The following is an 18,719-nucleotide window of genomic DNA, read 5'->3' on the forward strand; positions in this document are numbered from 1 at the left end:
TCCGGGCCCGGCCGGCGTCGGGCCCGTCAGCCTTGCGTGTCCTCGTCGACGCACAGGACCGGCACCCGCTGGACGAGGTTGACGGCGAAGCCGCCGCGGTTCCACGGCTGGTCCAGTGGCTGGGTGTGGCCGTCGGCGTCGGTGGCCCGCGCGGTCAGCGTGTGCTCGCCCGGTGTCGCCGTCCAGGTGGAGCGCCAGTGGCGCCAGGCCCAGCGATGGCCGCCGTCCGGCTCGAGTTCGGCGTCCTGCCAGGTCTGTCCGGCGTCCGCGCTCACCTCGACGCGGGTCACGGGCGCCCGCCCCGACCAAGCGCGTCCCTCCAGCGGCACCGGGCCGGGCCGGACCACCCGGGTGCGCGACATGAAGTCCGGGAACCCCGGCGGGACCAGGAGGGCGCGCGGCACGATCCGGGTGACAGGTTCGCCCTCGTCACCGGGGTGCTGCCGCAGCCGGTAGGCGACGGACTGCTGGAATCCCGTGAACTCGGTGTCGGTGACGGTGACTTCACGCAGCCATTTCACGTGCGCCATGCCGTACCAGCCGGGCACGACCAGCCGCAGTGGGCGGCCGTGCTGCGGTGGCAGCGGGGCGCCGTTCATCGCGTACGCCACGAGTACCTCGGGCTCAGTGGCGGTGGCCGTGCCGATCGGCAGGGCGCGCTGGTAGTCCTGCTCGACACCGCGCTCCACGCCGTGGTCGGTGCCGGTGAACACCACGTCCACGGCGCCTTGTTGGACCCCGGCCTGTTCCAGGAGCAGCCGCAGCGGCACTCCGGTCCAGTCGGCGGTGCCGACGGCCTCGACCAGCCAGGGTTGGCTGACCGGGCGGGGCGTCAGCAGAGCCCGGCCGTTGCCCGCGCACTCCAGCGTCACCCGGGTGGTGACCTGCGGGAACGCCCGCAGGTCGGCGGGGGTGAGGCGGAGCGAGTGATGGACCAGGCCGCCGACGGTGAGCTGCCACTCCGTGTCGTCGGGGACGTACGGGATGTCGTAGTGCGTCAGCACGTAGTGCAGACCCGGCGGGGTGACGTCGTAGCGCAGGGCTTCCAGCGGGAGTCCGTGGTTGCGGGTCGCGAGGGCGAGTTCGTCCCGGCCGATGCCCTCGTCGGGGGCGGCCAGCCGGGCGGGGGCGCTCGCGTCGTCGAGTCGATGGCCCATGACGGCATTGTCGCGCCGCGCGGCGGACTCGGCACCCCGCCGCTCAACTGATCATCGACGCCGGGCAGTTGCCCGCTCTTCCGGACCGGGCCGTTGAACTGTCACACTCCTAAGGGTGCCCGACTTCGACTTTGATCTGCTCGTCATCGGATCCGGCCCGGGTGGCCAGAAGGCCGCCATCGCCGCGGCCAAACTGGGCCGCCGGGTGGCCGTCGTCGACCGCCCCGACATGGTCGGCGGGGTCTCCATCCACACCGGCACCATTCCCTCCAAGACCCTGCGCGAGGCGGTGCTGTACCTCACCGGCCTCACCCAGCGCGATCTGTACGGGCAGAGCTACCGGCTGAAGGAGGACATCACCGTCGCCGATCTGACCGCCCGCACCCAGCACGTGGTCAGCCGTGAGGTGGACGTCATCCGCAGCCAGCTCTCCCGCAACCACGTCAGCCTCTACGCCGGAACCGGTCGCTTCGTCGACCCGCACACCGTCGCGCTGCGCGAGGTGACCGGTCACGAACGTCTGCTCAGCGCCGAGCACATCGTCATCGCCACCGGCACCCGGCCGGCCCGGCCGGACACGGTCGAGTTCGACGGGCGCACCATCATGGACTCCGACAACGTCCTCGCCCTGGAGCACGTGCCGCGCTCGATGGTCATCGTCGGCGCGGGCGTCATCGGCATGGAGTACGCGTCGATGTTCGCCGCGCTCGGCAGCAAGGTCACCGTGGTGGAGAAGCGGGCCGGGATGCTCGACATGTGCGACGTCGAGGTGATCGAGTCGCTCAAGTACCACCTGCGGGACCTCGCCGTGACCTTCCGGTTCGGGGAGACGGTGGCGGCGGTGGAGCGGCATCCGCGCGGCACGCTGACGATCCTGGAGAGCGGCAAGAAGATCCCCGCCGACGCCGTGATGTACTCGGCGGGCCGGCAGGGCCTCACCGACGACCTCGACCTGGACAAGGCCGGCTTGTCGGCGGACCGGCGCGGCCGGATCACGGTCGACGAGTTCTACCGCACCGAGGTGCCGCACATCTACGCCGTCGGGGACGTCATCGGCTTCCCGGCGCTGGCCGCGACGTCGATGGAGCAGGGCCGCTCGGCCGCGTACCACGCCTTCGGGGAGCCGGTCGGACGGATGCACCACCTCCAGCCCATCGGCATCTACACCATTCCCGAGATCAGCTTCGTGGGCCGGACGGAGGACCAACTCACGGAGGACAGCGTGCCGTTCGAGGTCGGTATCTCCCGGTATCGGGAGCTGGCCCGCGGGCAGATCATCGGCGACTCGCACGGCATGCTGAAGCTGCTGGTGTCCCCCGAGGACCGCACCCTGCTCGGCGTGCACTGCTTCGGGACGGGCGCCACCGAGCTCATCCACATCGGACAGTCCGTGATGGGCTGCGGCGGCACGGTCGACTATCTCGTCGACGCGGTGTTCAACTACCCGACGCTCGCGGAGTCCTACAAGGTCGCCGCCCTGGACGCCACCAACAAGCTCCGCCAGATCGACCACATCGGCGACTGATCCGCGGCCTCCGGCTCCGCCCCGGGCAACGCCCCTGACCTGCGGCGGAGTTGGAAGCGGGAGATTCCCCTCCGGCCAATCTTGAAAGGCCGACGGGTAGGGCTATCATCACTCGCACACACGGTGTGACCGTCTGCCGACGCAGTGCTGAACGGTGTCTGCCGCCCCCCTTTGTGCCGCCCCTTACCCGAGGCCACCCCTCGCCGTGGGAGGCGGGTTCCACCCCCCACCCCCCTACGCCGTCGGGGCCCTGGTCGTCCCCGCGTCGTGCACGACGGAAAGCAGCAAGTCATGAGCAACAACAGGGGCAGAGGGCTGCAAGCAGGCGCCCTCGGAACCTTCGACACGGTGGTGATGGCCGTCGCGGGCAGCGCCCCGGCGTACTCGATCGCCGCCACCACCGCCGTCCTGGTCGGCGCGGTGGGCCTCGCCAGCCCGGCCGCCCTGCTCTACTGCGCGATCCCGATGCTGGGCATCGCCCTGGCGTTCAGCTATCTCAGCCGTATCGACGTGAACGCGGGCGCCAGTTACTCGTGGGTGGGCCGAACTCTCCACCCGTTCCTCGGCTTTCTCAGCGGCTGGGCACTGGTGGTGTCGGCGACCATCTTCATGGTGGCCGGCTCGCTGCCCGCCGGGTCGATGACGCTGGCCCTGTTCGACGAGGAACTCGCCGACAACACCGCGCTGTCGACGCTGGTCGGCGCGGCCTGGTTCGTGGTGATGCTGCTGGTGGTGCTCGGCGGCGCCCGGCTCACCGTCCGCGCCCAGTTGCTCATGTCCGGCATCGAACTCGCGATACTCGCCCTGTTCGCGGTGCTGGCCCTCTTCCACTCGGACAACGCCCGCGCCTTCGACTGGTCCTGGCTCGGCTTCGGCCAGTTCGACGGGGTGTCCGGCTTCGCGTCCGGGGCGCTCATCGCCGCCTTCTACTACTGGGGTTGGGACGTCACCAGCAACCTCTCCGAGGAGACCCGCAACAGCCGTCGTACGACCGGACTCGCGGGCCTGATCGGGGTGGGCATCGTCTTCCTGCTGTTCGAGGCGTTCACCATCGCGGTGAACGTGGTGCTGTCCTCGCGGCAGATCGAGGAGAACGACGCCAACGTGCTGGCCGTGCTGGGCGAGGAGATCTGGCCGGGCTGGGGCGGCAAGCTGCTGGTCGTCGCGGTGATGCTGTCGACCATCGCCACGCTGGAGACGACCCTCATCCAGGTCACGCGTTCGCTGTTCGCGATGGGCCGGGACCGTACGATGCCGTCGGCGCTCGGCAAGGTGCACCGCCGGTGGAACACGCCGTGGGTGGCCATCAGCGTGGTCGGTGTGGTGGCGCTGGTGATGCTGATCGCCTCCAACCTGCTGGGCACGGTGGGCGACATCCTCTCCGACGCGATCTCGGCGATCGGCCTCCAGATCGCGGTGTACTACGGGCTCGCGGGTCTCGCCGTGGTCGTCGCCTACCGCAAGATGCTGCTGAGGTCGGCGGCCAACTTCCTGCTCGGTGGCCTGTGGCCGCTGCTGGGCGCCGTGTTCATGTTCTGGATCTTCGTGGAGTCGCTGAGCGAGCTGAGCGCCGCGGCGATCACGATCGGCATCGGCGGCCTCGCCGTCGGACTGCTGCCGATGCTCTGGTACTGGCGGCAGGGCAGCGACTACTACCGCCCCGCCAAACTGGACGCCACGCACACGGTCGAGACGGACTACGTCCCCGACGGCCTCGTGGTCGCGCAGTCCCGTGCCCACGAGGGTCTCCCCACCGACTTCTGAGGGAGCCGGTAATGGTGCGAGACCGCTTCACCCTCGACTTCGACCCCGACTGCGGTGACACCGCCCTCTCCGACGCCCGCCACGACATCGTCATCGGCCGCTGGCAGGGACTGCGCGAACTGCTGCGCGCGACCGGCCCCGACTGGCTCAGCCGCGGCCACCGCGTCCGGCTGCTCGCGCAGGCCTGCGCGAGCAGTTCGACGGCCGAGTCCTGGCTGGCCGCCGAGCCGCACAGCGGTGACGCGCTGGTGCTGCGGGCGGCGACCGAGACGGCCCGGGCGTTCAACCTGGCGATCGCCGCGGGCCGTGGCGTGGCGATCGACCAGCACCGCATCGACACCGCCGTGCTGGCCTGCCTCCAGGCCGCCGACGCCTACCCCGACGACCCGACGCCGTGGATCTCCCTGATCTCCGTCGCCCGGCTCTACCCGTCCGGGGTCCGCAGACAGGAACTGGCGCGCTGGTGGGACGAGTTGCACCGCCGCGACCCCTACAGCGTGGAGGGCCATCTGCAGATACTCCACTACTACTCGTCCCGCTGGCACGGCACGCACGGCCTGATGTACGACTTCGCCCGCGACGCAGCCGGGGTGGCGCCGCCGGGATGCGCGCTGCCGGTCCTGGTCCAGTACGCCCGGGTCGAGGAGTACCGCTACGCCCTGGACGCGGCCAAGGGACGCCAGTCCTCGGTCGGCCTCGCCGAGCACTGGAGCAACGACGGCGCCGCCAGCGACGTACGCCGCACCTGGCAGCGCTGGTTCGCCGACCGCCCGCGCGGCGCGGTCGCCCCGGGCGAACTGCGTGACCTCAACTACCTGACCCACGCGGCCTGTCACGCGGGCCTGACGGACATCGCGGGCCCGCTGCTGCGTATTCAGGGGCCACGCGCCACGCGCACACCCTGGTCGTACACAGGCGATCCGGACAAACAGATCCTCAAGTGGCGCAAGGAACTTCGGCTGTGAGCGGGGTCAGTCCGCCAGGTCCGCGGTCCACTTCTCCTCGATCCGGCCCGCCTTCCACACCACCAGCGCGACGATCCAGGTCAGCACGAACAGGCCTACGACGGCGAAGCCGAGGGTGTTGAGGTCGAGTCCGGCGATCCAGGTCCAGAACGGGCCGTGCAGGTCGAGCTTCTCGGCGAGCAGGCCGAGGAGTTCGACCGTCCCGATGAGCAGGGCGACGGCGACGGACAGGCCGGTGATGGTGAGGTTGTAGTAGACCTTGCGGACCGGCTTGGAGAACGCCCAGCCGTAGGCGAAGTTCATGAACGTGCCGTCGATCGTGTCCAGCAGGGACATGCCGGCCGCGAACAGGACGGGCAGGCACAGGATCGCGTACCAGGGCAGCCCGGACGCGGCGCCCGAGCCGGCCAGGACGAGCAGGGCGACCTCGGTGGCGGTGTCGAAGCCGAGGCCGAAGAGGAGGCCGAGCGGGTACATCTGCCACGGCTTGGTGACCGACCCCATGACCCGGCCCAGGAGCCGGTTCATGAAGCCCCGGTTGTTCAGGTGCTCCTCCAGCGCGGCCTCGTCGAAGTTCCCCGAGCGCATCCGGCGGAACACCTTCCAGATCCCGGCCAGGATCACGAGGTTGATGCCGGCGATGACGTACAGGAAGGTCCCGGAGACCGTCGTACCGATCAGGCCCGTGACGTCGTGCAGCGAGGAGCCGTCGTCGCGGACGGGGCCCGCGAGGGCCTTCACGCCCAGGGAGAGCAGGAACGTCAGGCCGAAGACGACGCTGGAGTGACCCAGCGAGAACCAGAAGCCGACCGAGAGCGGCCGCTTCCCCTCCCCCATCAGCTTGCGGGTGGTGTTGTCGATCGCGGCGATGTGGTCGGCGTCGAACGCGTGCCGCATGCCGAGTGTGTACGCGGTGACGCCGATGCCGATGCCGAAGGACTTCGTGCCGACGCTGTAGTGCTCGGGCGCCACGAGGACGACGAGGGTGAACCAGCCGATGACGTGCAGGGCGAGGATGAACGCGGCCATCCCCCCGACCCTGATCCACTCCTCACGCGTCATGGAGCCGCGGACGCGCTGCCGTACCCCGGCGTTTCCGGTGGCCGGGGCGGGGAGGGGCGGAGCGGAGTCAGGGGCGACCGGCATCGGGAGGATCTTTCGTTCGGCGAAGCGGCCGCGACAAGCAGCCTTGTGCCATCCTCCGGTAACTGCAACTCATGTGCAGTAAAGGCCGTGGCAGATCTTCCCCACGGGAGGGGAAAGAGCGTGGTGGCAGGGCTCAGGGCGTCGCGTTGGGGCCGTCCGGGCGGGTGCGGCGCTGTGCCACCATCTCCCGGCTGAGCTCCTCCGTCTCCGGTTCCGCCAGCCGCTCGAAGCCGTCCTCGGTGATGACCGAGACGATCGGGAAGATACGGCGGTTGATGTCGGGGCCGCCGGTCGCGGAGTCGTCGTCCGCCGCGTCGTACAGCGCCTGGAGCGCGGCGAGCGCCGCCTCGCGCCGGGACATGCCCCGCCGGAACAGCTTCTTCAGCGCGCCCCGGGCGTACGGCGAACCGGACCCCTCCGCGTGGAAGTCCTGCTTCTCGTACAGGCCCCCGGCGACGTCGAAGCTGAAGATGCGGCCCCGCTCGCCCTCGGGCGCGGAGTCGTCGTACCCGGTGAGCAGCGGCACGACCGCGAGTCCCTGCATGGCCTGGCCGAGGTTCTGCCGGATCATCCCCGCCAGCCGCCGCGCCTTGGCGTTGAGGGTCATGGGGATGCCCTCGATCTTTTCGAAGTGCGTCAGCTCGACCTGGTACAGCTTCACCATGTCGAGGGCGAGGCCGACGGTGCCCGCGAAGGCGACGGCCGTGTAGTCGTCGGCGGGGTGCACCTTCTCCAGGTCGCGTTGGGCGATGAGGTTGCCCATCGTGGCCCTGCGGTCGCCCGCGATGAGCACGCCGTCGCGGTAGGCGAGGGCCAGCACGGTGGTGCCGTGCGGGAAGCGGTCGGGGGCGGCGCGGACGTGGTCCGGGAAGGGCTTGCGGGTGGGCAGCAGGTCCGGGCGGTGGGCGGTCAGGAACTCCGCGAAGGACGAGGTCCCGGGAGTGAAGAACTCCTCCCCCAGCCGCCCGCCTTGCTCACTCGCCGTCATCGCGTTCCCCCCTGGTCGTCTCCGGGCCGACAAACGAGTCCTACCTGAAGTCCGCAGAGCGGAAACACGGGTCGGGTTCAGAGGGCTCAGGGGGCTCGGACCGGTCGGGCCAGAAGGTTTGCCGCCGGTTGGATCAGAGGGCTTGCCCAGTGGGGTTCAGAGGGCTCGCGTCGGTGGGGCTCAGAGGGCTTTACGGCGTACCAGTACGGCCAGGACCACCAGCCCCGGAATCAGTGGCAGCCACACCGTCAGCAGGCGGTAGCCGAGAACCGCGGAGGCGGCGGCCGTGCCCGTGGCGCCGCTCGCCGTGAGGGCGAAGGCGAGGGCGGCGTCGAGGGAGCCGAGGCCGCCGGGCGTGGGCAACAGCGCGGCGGCGCTGCTGGCGGCGACGTACAGGAGTGCCACCCGGGCCGGGGGCAGGGAGAGGGCGACGGCCTGGGTGACGGCGATCAGGACGAGGGCGTGCAGGGCGGCGAAGGCCAGCTGGCCGCCCCAAAGTGCCGCCGCCCGGGGCGGGTTGGCGTGCACGGCCCGGATGTCCGCGAGGACGGTGGCGAGAGCACGCCGGCACCGGGACCAGGCCAGCAGGACGGTCACGCAGACGGCGGCAGCGCACAGGACGGCGAGGACCACGAGGTGCGGCCGCGGCATCCGCAGCATGCCGGGGCAGGCCGCCACGAGGGTGACGATCAGGACCGCCCGGACGACCGCGGCGGCGGTGCCCTTGACGGCGAGGGCGCTCACGGCGCGCCCCGCGGTCAGACCGCAGCGCATGAGGAAACGGAGGTTCACCGCACCGGCGCCGAGCCCTGCGGGCAGCAGGTGGTTGGCGGCACCGGCGGCGAACTGCGCGGCCACCAGCCGCCCTTGGGGCAACCGCGGGACGACCGCGCCCTGTTGGGCGAGCGCGGCGCACACCCAGGTCGCGGCGGCGGCGACCCCGCCCACCAGCAGCCAGCCCTGGTCGGCGACGGCGAGCCGCACGGCCCCACGTTCCAGCATCGGCCAGTGCCGCCGGGCCAGACAGGCAGTGCCCACCAGGACGGCGACGGTGACGGCGGTCTGCCAGAAGACCCGTCTTCGAGGAGCGCTGACGACGACCGGTCCGGACGTCATCGGCCACCGCCCGCGAAGCCCGGGGTCGCGGCCGGCCCGACCACCGCACCAGCCTCGACCGATTCGAACGCCATGCGCCGCCACCCTCCGGGCCCGACCGATTCGAACGTCATGCGCCGCCACCCTCCGGGCCCGACCGGTTCGGGCGTCATTCGCCAACACCGTCCGGGCCTGACCCCTTCGGCCGTCGTTCGCCACCACCCTTCGACCCCGACCGGCGCGCACGTCATACGCCACCACCCTGCGAACCCGGCGACGCCGCACGCACGAGCACCGCGCCGACCCCGACCGGCTCGGACGCAATGCGCCGCCGCCCTCCGGGCCCGGCCGGTTCGGGCGTCATTCGGCGCCGTCCGGGCCCGGTGGCGCCAGGCGTACGAGGACCCCGTCCGTCTCGTAGGGCGTCCAGTCGCGGGCGTACCTGGCCGTGCCGCCGTCCGGACCGGTGAGGTAGGCGACCGGCATGCGGCGGGCCGTGTCGCGGATCTCGGTCGCGGTGGAGTTGGCGTTGTGGCCGCCGGTCGCCGCGGAGGAGCAGCCGGTGTAGTAGGCGACGGGGATGGCTTCGTGGCCGGTGAGCAGACAGGGTGGGCGGACGCCGAGGCGGTGCAGCTCGGCGGCGGTCCGCTCCCAGCCGATGCGGGCGTTGGTGGCGTTGGTGACCGTGCGGTTCAGGACGTTCAGCTGGACCGCCAGATGCAGCGTGAGGCCGATGGCGAGGACGGTCGCGGCCACGGGCCGCCAGCTGCCGTTCGGCCTGGTGGCCAGGTGGAGCAGCGCGTCGGCGACCGGCAGCGCGAGCAGCGCGTAGGCGGGCAGCAGGAAGCGCGGCGCGGCGTACCCGATCATGAACAGGTACGGGACGGCCGCGGTGACGGCGCAGGCGAGCGGTACCAGGGTGCGCTCGGTGCGGTCCGCGCGGACGGCGACGACCAGCCCGAGCACGGCGAGCACCGGAAGGACGTACCACCACGCGGTGATCACCGGATTCGGCATCGACCCGGTGCACGGCCGGCACAGCGCGCGCCCCACCAGGCTGCGCATCTGGTCGTCGACGGCCATGTTCCAGCCGAGGCCGCCCTGGATGCGGGAGGCCTCGTGCAGCCGCGCGCCCAGGCCGCCGAAGGAGACGTACGCCTCGACCACCCACTGCACCGCGCCGAGGGCGAGCCCCGTGACGAGCGCGGCGAGCGGCCGCCACCGCCGGGCCGCGACGGCGAACACGAGCAGGGGCACCGTCACCCACACCGCGTCCGTGGGCCGCATCCACGCCATGAGGGCGGCGCCCGCCAGGACGCCCCACACGCGGCCCTTGAGGAAGCAGCCCACGGCGATCAGCGCGCCGATGGCGACCCAGTAGTTGGGCATGGCCTGCGGGCCGTAGAAGAGCGTCACCCACAGGGACGCGAACAGCGCCCCCGCGCCCGCCAGGACGCGGAACCGGAACAGTCCGCGCCACACGCGCAGGCCGAGATAGAGGCCGAGCCCCGAGAGCACGGCGAGGTACACGCGGAGCAGCTCCGTGGACGTCGACCAGGAGGCGATCGGCGCCACCAGCAGGGAGACGCCACGGGCGCGCGGGGCGCTGAAGAAGGCGGGCGGTGCGCCGGAGCCGACCTGGCTGACGTACACCGTCTCGTCCCAGCCGAGGCCCATCCCCGGCCGTACGAGCAGCAGTTGCGCGAGGACGAAGACCCCGGCGACGGCGGCGAGCAGCGCGTCGCCCCGCCAGTGCCGGAATGTGACGGGCACGGTCACCCTGTCGCTCCGTCGTCCTTCGGCGAGCAGGGCATTCATGCCGTGCGCCATCGTCCACCCCTTACCCCGTCGATGCCACGGAGGTGCTCGGCTCTGGTCAGGAGCCGTAAAAAGAACAGAAACAGGGACAAATTAACCCGCAGCCGTGCCGTGCGCAGCGCGATGTTCGCCCACTTGTATGACGATCGGTCATATGGGTCGGGTTCCGGATGGGGCGGGTCAGTCGTGTGGGAACGAGTGGTGCTCGTGCGCGACGAGCCAGCGACCGTTCTCCTTGCGCAGACCGAAGGTCAGCCGCAGCCGCAGGGTGGGGTGTTCGGCGAGTTCCTCGGGGGTCGCGCAGCGCAGCAGCGCGTGGGCCCAGGCGACGTCGGAGCCCGCGGTGACGTCGAGGGTCTCGATGTCGAAGCAGGCGCCCTGGGCCTGCCAGGCGAAGAACGGCGGCCAGGCGGCGCGGTAGGCGGCGAGACCGTGGATGCCGTGGTGGGGCGGTGGTACGTCGTACATCACGAGGTCCTCGGCATGGTCGGCGACGACGCCGTCGAGGTCGCCCCGGTGGACGGCATCGGCCCACTTCGTGATCAGCGCGCGGATCTGCGCGGCGTCGTCGGTCTCGTCGGGCTCGCCGGTCTCCTCGGACACGGTGGTGGCTCCTTCCCTGCGTCCCCCTCTCCCTTTGTCTCCCTGTGTCCCGGGCCATGGTCACGGCATGACCGGGTGGCACACTCTCCAGTGTGCCGCTGACATTCGACGACCTGCTCGTTCGCGCCCGCTCCCTCGCACGGGGCGACCGGCGCGCGATCCTCGGCATCGCGGGCAGCCCCGGCGCGGGCAAGACGACGCTCGCGGAGACGCTGGTGCGCGAGCTGAACGCCGGCGGTGAGCCGTGGGTGGCGCATGTCCCGATGGACGGCTTCCATCTCGCCGACGTCGAACTGGACCGGCTGGGGCTGCGGGACCGCAAGGGCGCGCCGCCCACCTTCGACGCGGCGGGCTATGCGGCGCTGCTGCGGCGGTTGCGTGCCGAGGAGGACGGCGGCGACGTCGTGTACGCGCCCGGCTTCGAGCGGGTGCTGGAGCAGCCGATCGCCGGGGCGGTGCCGGTGCTGCCGTCGGCCCGGCTGGTGGTGACCGAGGGGAACTATCTGCTGCTCGGTTCGGGCGCGTGGCCGCGGGTGCGGGAACAGCTGGACGAGGTGTGGTTCTGCGAGTTGGAGGAGGGCGAGCGGATCAGGCGCCTGGTGGCCCGGCACGAGGAGTTCGGCAAGGGGCACGAGGAGGCCGTGGCCTGGGTGCAGCGCACGGACCAGCGCAACGCCGAGCTGGTCGCGACGACCCGGGTCCGGGCGGATCTGGTCGTGCCGGTCGCCACGCTCGATACGCCGGGGCGGCAGGCGGTGTCGTAGGCGCGCGGACCGGCGGTGCAGCGTCGGCCTGTGCCGTAGACGCGCGGAGTGTCAGGCCTCGTCGTAGGCCTGCCTGGCCTGCTCCACCTCGCCGAGGTGCTCGGTCGACCACTCGGCCAGGTGCGCGAACAGCGGGGCGAGACTGCGGCCCAGTTCGCTGATCTCGTACTCGACGCGCGGCGGGACTTCCGGGTGGTACGTCCGTACGACCAGCCCGTCCCGTTCCAGCTGGCGCAGCCGCTGCGTCAGCACCTTCGGCGTGATCCTGGTGATGCGCCGCTCCAGCTCGACGAACCGCTGCCGGCCGTGCGCGTGCAGGCTCCACAGGATCGGGGTGGTCCAGCGACTGAAGACGATGTCCACGACCGGGCCTATGGGGCAGGCGAGTTCAGGTTCCGTGGCGGTGTCGGCGACCCGCATCCGCATCCCTCCGAGGTAGTCACTTTCCTCTAGGTACCTACTATATCCACGGTGTTAGCGTCCCTTCATCGGCAACAAGGCCGGTTTCACAGGGGAGTTGCTCATGATCGTGGTGACGGGGGCGACGGGGAACGTCGGCCGGGAGCTGGTCCGGAATCTGGCCGCATCGGGTGCTCAGGTGACGGCGACATCCCGGCGGATCGCCGAGGGCGATGTGCCGGACGGGGTCCTGGCGCGGCGGGCGGAGTTGACGGACCCCGAGAGCCTCAGGCCCGTGTTCGACGGCGCGGAGGCGCTGTTCCTGCACGACGGCGGTCCCGTCGCGCATCTGCTCGACGTGCCGCATCTGCTGGACGTGGCCAAGGCCGGCGGGGTGCGGCGGATCGTGCTGCTGTCCTCGCTGGGCGTGCTGACCAGGCCGGAGTCGGCCTCGCACGGCGGCACGGGCCGTGCCATCGAGGAGGCCGTACGGCAGTCCGGCCTGGACTGGACGCTGCTGCGACCGGGCGGTTTCCACTCCAACGCGTTCCAGTGGGCGGAGTCGGTGCGTGAACAGCGCACTGTGGCCGCGCCGTTCGGCGACACCGGGCTCCCCACGGTCGACCCGGCCGACATCGCGGCCGTGGCGGCGGTGGCCCTGCGCGAGGACGGAAACGCGGGCCAAGCCTACGAGTTGACCGGCCCGGCTGTCGTGACACCCCGTCAGCAGGCGGCGGCCCTCGGGGAAGCGGTGGGTGAGCCGGTCCGGTTCGTCGAGCTGGGCCGGGACGAGGCCCGGGCGCGGCTGCTGCGGTTCATGCCCGAGCCGGTGGCCGACACCACCCTCGACGTCCTCGGCGCACCCACGGAGGTCGAGCAGCGGATCAGCCCCGACGTCGAGCGCGTCACGGGCCGGGCGCCGGGGTCGTTCGCGGACTGGGCGCGCCGGAACGCCGCCGCGTTCCGTCAGGGCTGTCCGGTGGACCAGGTCGCAGGAGAAGAGCGGTGATCCGCCGGTCAGCCCTGGGCCTCAGGCGTACAGCGTCAACTCCGGTTCCCCGTAAGCGTCTCCGGCCGGGTCGCCGATGACCGCCGTGAAGGCCTCCGTGCGGACGGTCAGGCCGGAGGCGCTCTGCTCGAACGTCGGCATGAACTGCCTGCCGGGTCCGTAGCGCACCGCGAAGATGTGCAGGCCCTCGGGCGCGTCCGGCACCGGCCCCGCCTCCAGGGCCGTCGACGAGACCAGATGCCGCCAGCCCTCGTCGGGGTTGCCGTAGCCCCGGGGGTCGGCGGCGAGTGCGAACGCCGCCTGTTCCTGGGTCTGCCCCGAGCGGGCGTCGAAGTGCTCGACACCTTCCGACTCGGGGTGTGTCAGCCGCAGTTCACCGGCGGCGACGACCTCGGCGTCGGAGGTACGGCGCACCCGGTCGCCGTCGTCCGCGGCGTACGGCAGCCCGGCGAGCAGGTAGGGCGTGCCGGGGAGGCGTTCCACCGCGACGGTCATCCAGAGGCTCGTGCCGTCGGTGACGTACAGGGACCGCACGTGCCGCAGGACGTGGTCGCGGCCGACGGCGGGCTTGGTGACGAGCTTCGCGGCGAGGCCTTCGGTGCGCAGGTCGCGGACGCGGACCTCGCCCATCGGCCGGCACAGCAGGAAACCGTCGACGACCGGTCCGAAGCCGTGCTGGCGGTTCACGGCGGCGGGCAGGTAGTAGGTGCCCGCCGCCTCGACCACCGCCGGGGTCATACGGTCGTCGAAGGCCACCGAGACCGTCCCGGCGCGCAGTTGGTGCCGGGCGGGGGCGGTCGACGGCTCCCGGTGCCAGCGTGTGGTGTCCTGGATCTGCCAGACCAGCATCCACGCGAAGTGGCCGTCGACGCCTCCGTCGTCCTTGACCGCGTGCCGGGCCCAGCGGCTGTCGCCCCGGTAGCGGCCGAGGTCGGAGCCGATGCGGGCGCCGAAGTAGCGCAGTCCCAGGACCGATTCGAAGGCGGAGTGCTGCTCGCTGTAGCGCGGGCCGCCGTTGTCGAAGCCGCCGTTCGTCAGGCGGGCGTCGATATAACGGGCCAATGCCTCGCCGTCCTCGGCGAAGATCTCCGCGCCGCTGACCCGGTGGGCCTGGGCGAGGAAGGACAGGGAGATCGGGCCGTAGTTGTTGTCGTACGCCCCGCCGTGCTCGGGCGGCAGCAGCGCACCCCGGTCGGCGACCCGGTGGTCGCGGATCTTCTCGACGTACAGCTCGATCGCGCGGGTACGGACCGACTCGCCTTCCTCCGGCGGGAGATGGCGGGCGAGCATCAGGCCGCCGACGACACACCCGATCGCCTGGTTGCCGGCCTCCTGCGGGTTGAAGAAGGTCGCCTCGGTGAGCCAGCGCCAGTATCCGTGGGCCACGTCGAGGAGTTCGGCGCGCTGGGCGTCGTCGACGAGACCGTCGGCCGCGTCGAGGAGATTCACCGCCTGGAGCAGCGCCCACACGGTGCTGGGCCAGTCGCCGATGGGGTGGGCGCCGGCCGCGAGGGTGTAACGGGCGTACGGCAGACCGGAGTTGCGGACCTTGAGGTTCGGGTAGCCGGGGTTGTCGTCGACGTAGACGCGCTCGCGCAGGTGGAAGGCGAGGCTGCGGCGGACCGCCTCCGGCAGTCGGTCGTCCTTGGTGCGCTGCCAGGCGAAGGCGAGCAGGGAGGTGATGCCGAGGGAGGTGTCGCCGATGTCGTCGACGCAGTCGGGGTGTTCGAGGTTGCCCTCGGGGGTGAGGCGGGCGAGGGCCTGCTCGGTGACGTCGGCGAGGACGGCGTCGTACGCCTCGGGGGTGTCCGGCAGGTCGTGCAGCGGGCCGAGCTGGCGAGGGAGGTACACGGAAATCAGTCCTTCGTGCCGGAGACGGCCTTGGCGCGCAGTGTGAGGGTCAGTGTCTGCGGTCCGTGCCCACCGAGGTAGACGCGGTTCCCGGTGGTCGCGTCGGTGCCGCCGACCACGGTGTAGTCCTGCCCCGGGTCGTAGCGCAGTACGTCGGTGCGGTCCGGCCCGGCGAGCGGTTCGCCCGTCTCGACGGCGGCCTCGACGCGGATCTCGTCGTCGCCGACGCGGTAGGTCAACGGTTCGGTCGTCATGCACCAGCGTCCGTCGCCGAGCGGTATCGCGCCCTGCGGCTCGCCGCCCGGCCGGAAGGTGAGTTCGAGGGCCCAGGGCACCGAGGGGCCGCTGATGTCGATCCTGAGGTCGGCGCCGTCGTCCCGCAGGTCCACCTCGACTCTGGTCGTGTGGGAGACCTCGTCCTGGGGGCGGTCCGGGAAGGACATCGCGGCGGAGAAGCGGCCCTCGTCCACCAGGCGGTAGGCGCCGTCGTCGCGCCTGCGGTCCTTCGGGAGCGGCTGGTAGTAGGCGGTGGTGAGGGTCTGGGTGAGCCGGTACCGGTGGTCGGCGAGCCGTTCCGTGGCGGCGGCGCGGAACGGGCCCAGGTCGAAGAACGCCCGCGAGAGGCGGACCGCGTCGAGGACGGCGGCACCGGCGAACAGGCGCAGGAAGGTGGGGTTGCAGGCGAGGCCCGAGCGGATGCGCCGCTGCTCGGGCACGTCTGAGCCGCCGTACACCACGGTGTGCGCGTCGGCCGAGGCGTGTACGGCGAGGCGTGCGGTGGGCAGGTACCGGTCGCGCGGGAGCTGCTCCGCGTCCGGGGCCGGCAGGGGGCGGCACAGCTCCGGGGTGAGGAGGGTCTGGGCGAGCAGGTCGGGGTCGTGGATGCCGTCGGCGGCCGCCAGGCGGGCCGCGCGGGCGAAGTCGCCCCGGCCGGTGCGGATCGCGAGCAGCCGGTAGTGCGGCAGGTAGGGCCACAGTGCGAACGACTGCCGCTGGTCCTGGCGGCGTGAGTGGACGGTCTCCACCGTGCCGTCCGGCCTGATCAGGTCTAGGGTCGCGGCGAGGTTGCGTTCGACGGCGGCCGGCAGGTCGGTGCGCCCGAGCACCTCGCCCAGCAACAGCAGGGCCGGGTTGGTCACGATGGACGCGTAGACGGCGCTGCGTTCCGAGTACAGGCCCGCCGCGTCGATGTCGACGCCCTCCGCGAGCCACTCCTCGACGCGGTCGAGCAGCCGGTCGTCGGGGAACGACCGGTGAAGCCGGGCCAGCGCTGCCGACAGCTCCCAGCGGTGGTTCGGGGTGTGCACGCCACCGGTCAGGAGGCTTTCGGTGGCGGCGCCGGCGATCTCGGCGAGCGCGGCCGTCACCTCGTCCAGGTCCGGTCCCGCGTCGGCGGCGAGGACGTACGCGTCGCACACGTCGTTGACGGTGAACGCGGAGTCGGGCGGTGACTGGACGTTGTCACCGCCCGCGAAGAGACCGGAGGGCGTCTGCACGGCCCGCAGGGCGCGCAGGTGGGTCAGCGCGGCGGCGACCGCCTGTCCGCTGCCGTGCAGTGCCGAGTCCGGGGAGCGGTATGCCGCGACCAGGGTCTTCACACGGCGGGCCAGGGTGCGGTGCGGCCCGGTGGGTTCCGCCGACGGGTCGGCCGCGAGCGGGGCGGCCGACCCGTCGGCGGCGACTGCCACCGCGCGGACGAACTCGTGGTCGAGCGGGGTGGGCAAGATCAGTCCTTCAGGCCTGCGTTGATGTCGGCGTTCATGACGTACCGCTGGAAGACCAGGAAGACGGCGATCAGCGGGATCATCGAGATGACCGAACCGCCCAGCAGCACGGACCAGTTGATGTTCTGCGCGCCGACGAGGCTCTGGATGCCGATCTGCACGGTGAACTTGTCCGGGTCGTTCAGCATCAGCAGCGGCCAGATGTAGTCGTTCCAGCGCCACTGGAAGGACAGGATGGCGAGCGTCAGCATGATGGGCCGGGAGATCGGCACCATGATCCGCAGGAAGATGGACAGTTCGCGGGCGCCGTCGATGCGGGCGGCCTCGATGAGCTCGTCGGGGACCGTCAGGAAGAACTGGCGGAACATGAAGCAGCCGGTGGCCGTGAGGACGGCCGGGAGGATGATGCCGCCGAAGGAGTTGTAGAGGCCGAGGTCGCGGACGACCAGGAACTCCGGGGCGAGCATGACCTCGGACGGCAGCATCGTGGTGGCCAGGATGCAGACGAAGAAGACCTTGAGCCACTTGTTGTCGTACTTGGCCAGCGCGTACCCGGTGCAGCAGCTCGCGCCCACCGTGAGGATCGTGGTGATCACGCACACGATGGCCGTGTTGATGAAGTACTGCGAGAAGTTGGCGCTGTCCCAGGCCGCCGTGTAGCCCGACAGCGTGGGGTTGTGCGGAAGGATCGTCAGCGGGAGGGAGAACAGGTCTCCGGCCGGCTTGAAGGAGCTGAGGACGAACCACAGCACCGGGAGCCCGTAGAGGGCGGCCAGGATCCACAGCAGTGTCGTCGCGGACACCGCGGCCCGCAGCCCACCGCGGCGCCCGTTGCGGGGCTGCCTCTTGGACAGGGCCCGGACGGAACCGGTGTCGACCTTGCGCGGGGTGTCGGTGGTGGTCATCGGTTCTCCATCCGCCGGTTGACGATCAGCTGGATGATCGCGACGGCCATCAGGATGAGCATGAGCACGAACGACGCGGCGCTCGCGTAGCCGATCTGGCCGGTTTTGAAGCCGGTTTGGTAGATGTACTGGACGAGCAGGTTGTTCGACGTGCCCGGTCCGCCGTTGTTGAGGGCGAGGAAGAGCGGGTACTCCTTCATCGCGTTGATCGTGTTGAGCAGGATGACGATGAACGAGGTGGGCGCGATGCTCGGCAGCGTGATGCTGAAGAACTGGCGCCAGGGGCCCGCCCCGTCGAGCGAGGCCGCCTCGTAGTACGAGGTGGGCACGTTCTTGATGGCCGCGATGAACAGCAGCATCGAGAAGGCCGTGCCCCACCAGGCGCCGGCCATCACGACGACGCCCAGCGACAGGTCGGCGTTGGACTGCCAGGCGATCGCGCTGCCGCCGAGCTTCTCGATGACGTAGTTGATCAGTCCGAAGTTCTCACCGAACAGCCACCGCCACAGGACACCCACGACGATCGGCGAGATGAGCCACGGGACGAAGAAGACGACCCGGGCGATCGAGGCGCCCTTGGCCTGCTTGCTCACCACGAGGTTGGCGATGAGCAGCGAGAGCACGAAGTTCAGGGGTACGACGAGCACGGTGTACAGCAGCGTCCGGGACAGCGCGTCGTAGAACGTGGAGTCCCCGAACAGGTTCTGGTAGTTGTCCAGTCCGACGAACTGGAACGCCCCCACGCCCGTGTAGTTCGTGAACGAGTAGACGAGCCCGATCACCGCCGGCCAGACGAAGAACAGACCGAAGAGCACGACGTTGGCCGCGATGAGGACGAGCGGCGCGAGCGTGTACTTGCTGCGTCTCCTGGGCGGGCTCACGGACACGTCCGAGGCGCGTTTTGTCATCTTCCTGACTCCGTGCTGGTGGAATGGATTGCGGTGGGCTCAGGCCAGGCGCCCGGCGTCATGTGGGGCTTCCGGGGCCGGGCGGCGGGGTGTCGACT

General features: G+C 71.1%; 16 protein-coding genes. 5 read left to right on the plus strand and 11 right to left on the minus strand.

The features are described 5' to 3' along the window. Nucleotides 1–26: 26 nt before the first annotated feature. A complete protein-coding gene (locus tag IQ210_RS29155) occupies nucleotides 27–1,157 on the minus strand; it encodes a sulfite oxidase (RefSeq protein WP_194082131.1) in 1,131 nt (376 codons plus the stop codon). 115 nt (nucleotides 1,158–1,272) lie between these two features. On the opposite strand from IQ210_RS29155, the gene sthA reads away from it, so the two are divergent. The 3 genes from sthA (at nucleotide 1,273) to IQ210_RS29170 (ending at nucleotide 5,411) form a co-directional block, all read left to right on the plus strand. Beyond that, nucleotides 1,273–2,682: a Si-specific NAD(P)(+) transhydrogenase gene (gene sthA, locus IQ210_RS29160; RefSeq protein ID WP_194082132.1), complete on the plus strand. Its 1,410-nt coding sequence runs from the start codon at nucleotides 1,273–1,275 to the stop codon at nucleotides 2,680–2,682. 291 nt (nucleotides 2,683–2,973) lie between these two features. Then, a complete protein-coding gene (locus IQ210_RS29165) occupies nucleotides 2,974–4,446 on the plus strand; it encodes an APC family permease (protein WP_194082133.1) in 1,473 nt (490 codons plus the stop codon). An 11-nt stretch (nucleotides 4,447–4,457) separates the two neighbouring features. Further along, complete coding sequence (locus IQ210_RS29170; RefSeq protein ID WP_194082134.1) at nucleotides 4,458–5,411, plus strand: hypothetical protein; 954 nt, start codon at nucleotides 4,458–4,460, stop codon at nucleotides 5,409–5,411. A gap of 6 nt (nucleotides 5,412–5,417) precedes the next feature. Here IQ210_RS29170 and nicT read toward each other — a convergent pair whose 3' ends face one another. From nicT to IQ210_RS29195, 5 genes are all read right to left on the minus strand, one after another. After that, on the minus strand, nucleotides 5,418–6,557 hold the full coding sequence (gene nicT, locus IQ210_RS29175; protein ID WP_194082135.1) for a Nickel transporter NicT: 1,140 nt from the start codon (nucleotides 6,555–6,557) through the stop codon (nucleotides 5,418–5,420). Between the two features lie 133 nt (nucleotides 6,558–6,690). Beyond that, entirely contained in the window at nucleotides 6,691–7,545 is an 855-nt protein-coding gene (gene prcB, locus IQ210_RS29180) for a proteasome subunit beta (protein ID WP_194082136.1), read from the minus strand. Nucleotides 7,546–7,725: 180 nt separating this feature from the next. After that, a complete protein-coding gene (locus IQ210_RS29185) occupies nucleotides 7,726–8,661 on the minus strand; it encodes a lysylphosphatidylglycerol synthase transmembrane domain-containing protein (RefSeq protein ID WP_194082137.1) in 936 nt (311 codons plus the stop codon). A gap of 339 nt (nucleotides 8,662–9,000) precedes the next feature. Continuing rightward, nucleotides 9,001–10,470, minus strand: coding sequence for a hypothetical protein (locus IQ210_RS29190; RefSeq protein WP_194082138.1), 1,470 nt, complete (start codon nucleotides 10,468–10,470; stop codon nucleotides 9,001–9,003). Nucleotides 10,471–10,638: 168 nt separating this feature from the next. After that, entirely contained in the window at nucleotides 10,639–11,061 is a 423-nt protein-coding gene (locus IQ210_RS29195) for a YybH family protein (protein WP_194082139.1), read from the minus strand. Nucleotides 11,062–11,153: 92 nt separating this feature from the next. Between IQ210_RS29195 and IQ210_RS29200 the strand changes: the two genes are divergently transcribed. Beyond that, complete coding sequence (locus IQ210_RS29200; RefSeq protein ID WP_194082140.1) at nucleotides 11,154–11,825, plus strand: nucleoside/nucleotide kinase family protein; 672 nt, start codon at nucleotides 11,154–11,156, stop codon at nucleotides 11,823–11,825. Between the two features lie 51 nt (nucleotides 11,826–11,876). Here IQ210_RS29200 and IQ210_RS29205 read toward each other — a convergent pair whose 3' ends face one another. Further along, nucleotides 11,877–12,245, minus strand: a complete 369-nt coding sequence (locus IQ210_RS29205) for a winged helix-turn-helix transcriptional regulator (RefSeq protein ID WP_194082141.1) — start codon at nucleotides 12,243–12,245, stop codon at nucleotides 11,877–11,879. 103 nt (nucleotides 12,246–12,348) lie between these two features. Between IQ210_RS29205 and IQ210_RS29210 the strand changes: the two genes are divergently transcribed. After that, complete coding sequence (locus IQ210_RS29210) at nucleotides 12,349–13,233, plus strand: SDR family oxidoreductase (RefSeq protein WP_194082142.1); 885 nt, start codon at nucleotides 12,349–12,351, stop codon at nucleotides 13,231–13,233. A gap of 21 nt (nucleotides 13,234–13,254) precedes the next feature. Here the strand turns inward: IQ210_RS29210 and IQ210_RS29215 are convergent, their stop codons facing one another. From IQ210_RS29215 to IQ210_RS29230, 4 genes are read right to left on the minus strand one after another with little or no spacing between them, the layout of a single operon-like run. Next, complete coding sequence (locus IQ210_RS29215; protein WP_194082143.1) at nucleotides 13,255–15,084, minus strand: hypothetical protein; 1,830 nt, start codon at nucleotides 15,082–15,084, stop codon at nucleotides 13,255–13,257. A 5-nt stretch (nucleotides 15,085–15,089) separates the two neighbouring features. Continuing rightward, nucleotides 15,090–16,808, minus strand: coding sequence for a hypothetical protein (locus IQ210_RS29220; protein ID WP_194082144.1), 1,719 nt, complete (start codon nucleotides 16,806–16,808; stop codon nucleotides 15,090–15,092). A gap of 2 nt (nucleotides 16,809–16,810) precedes the next feature. Next, nucleotides 16,811–17,713, minus strand: a complete 903-nt coding sequence (locus IQ210_RS29225; RefSeq protein WP_194082145.1) for a carbohydrate ABC transporter permease — start codon at nucleotides 17,711–17,713, stop codon at nucleotides 16,811–16,813. After that, complete coding sequence (locus IQ210_RS29230; protein WP_194082146.1) at nucleotides 17,710–18,621, minus strand: carbohydrate ABC transporter permease; 912 nt, start codon at nucleotides 18,619–18,621, stop codon at nucleotides 17,710–17,712. The genes IQ210_RS29225 and IQ210_RS29230 overlap by 4 nt, the downstream gene beginning before the upstream one ends. Nucleotides 18,622–18,719 lie beyond the last annotated feature (98 nt).

The sequence above is a fragment of the Streptomyces justiciae genome (assembly GCF_015163075.1).
Taxonomy (GTDB): Bacteria; Actinomycetota; Actinomycetes; order Streptomycetales; family Streptomycetaceae; genus Streptomyces; species Streptomyces justiciae.

Excerpts from the sequence above, each read along its gene's own strand:
- IQ210_RS29155 (WP_194082131.1), bottom strand. The coding sequence starts at position 1,157 with ATGGGCCATCGACTCGACGACGCGAGCGCCCCCGCCCGGCTGGCCGCC.
- IQ210_RS29185 (WP_194082137.1), bottom strand. The coding sequence starts at position 8,661 with ATGACGTCCGGACCGGTCGTCGTCAGCGCTCCTCGAAGACGGGTCTTC.
- IQ210_RS29165 (WP_194082133.1), top strand. The coding sequence starts at position 2,974 with ATGAGCAACAACAGGGGCAGAGGGCTGCAAGCAGGCGCCCTCGGAACC.
- IQ210_RS29190 (WP_194082138.1), bottom strand. The coding sequence starts at position 10,470 with ATGGCGCACGGCATGAATGCCCTGCTCGCCGAAGGACGACGGAGCGAC.
- IQ210_RS29230 (WP_194082146.1), bottom strand. The coding sequence starts at position 18,621 with ATGACAAAACGCGCCTCGGACGTGTCCGTGAGCCCGCCCAGGAGACGC.
- nicT (WP_194082135.1), bottom strand. The coding sequence starts at position 6,557 with ATGCCGGTCGCCCCTGACTCCGCTCCGCCCCTCCCCGCCCCGGCCACC.
- prcB (WP_194082136.1), bottom strand. The coding sequence starts at position 7,545 with ATGACGGCGAGTGAGCAAGGCGGGCGGCTGGGGGAGGAGTTCTTCACT.
- IQ210_RS29225 (WP_194082145.1), bottom strand. The coding sequence starts at position 17,713 with ATGACCACCACCGACACCCCGCGCAAGGTCGACACCGGTTCCGTCCGG.
- IQ210_RS29205 (WP_194082141.1), bottom strand. The coding sequence starts at position 12,245 with ATGCGGGTCGCCGACACCGCCACGGAACCTGAACTCGCCTGCCCCATA.
- IQ210_RS29170 (WP_194082134.1), top strand. The coding sequence starts at position 4,458 with ATGGTGCGAGACCGCTTCACCCTCGACTTCGACCCCGACTGCGGTGAC.
- IQ210_RS29210 (WP_194082142.1), top strand. The coding sequence starts at position 12,349 with ATGATCGTGGTGACGGGGGCGACGGGGAACGTCGGCCGGGAGCTGGTC.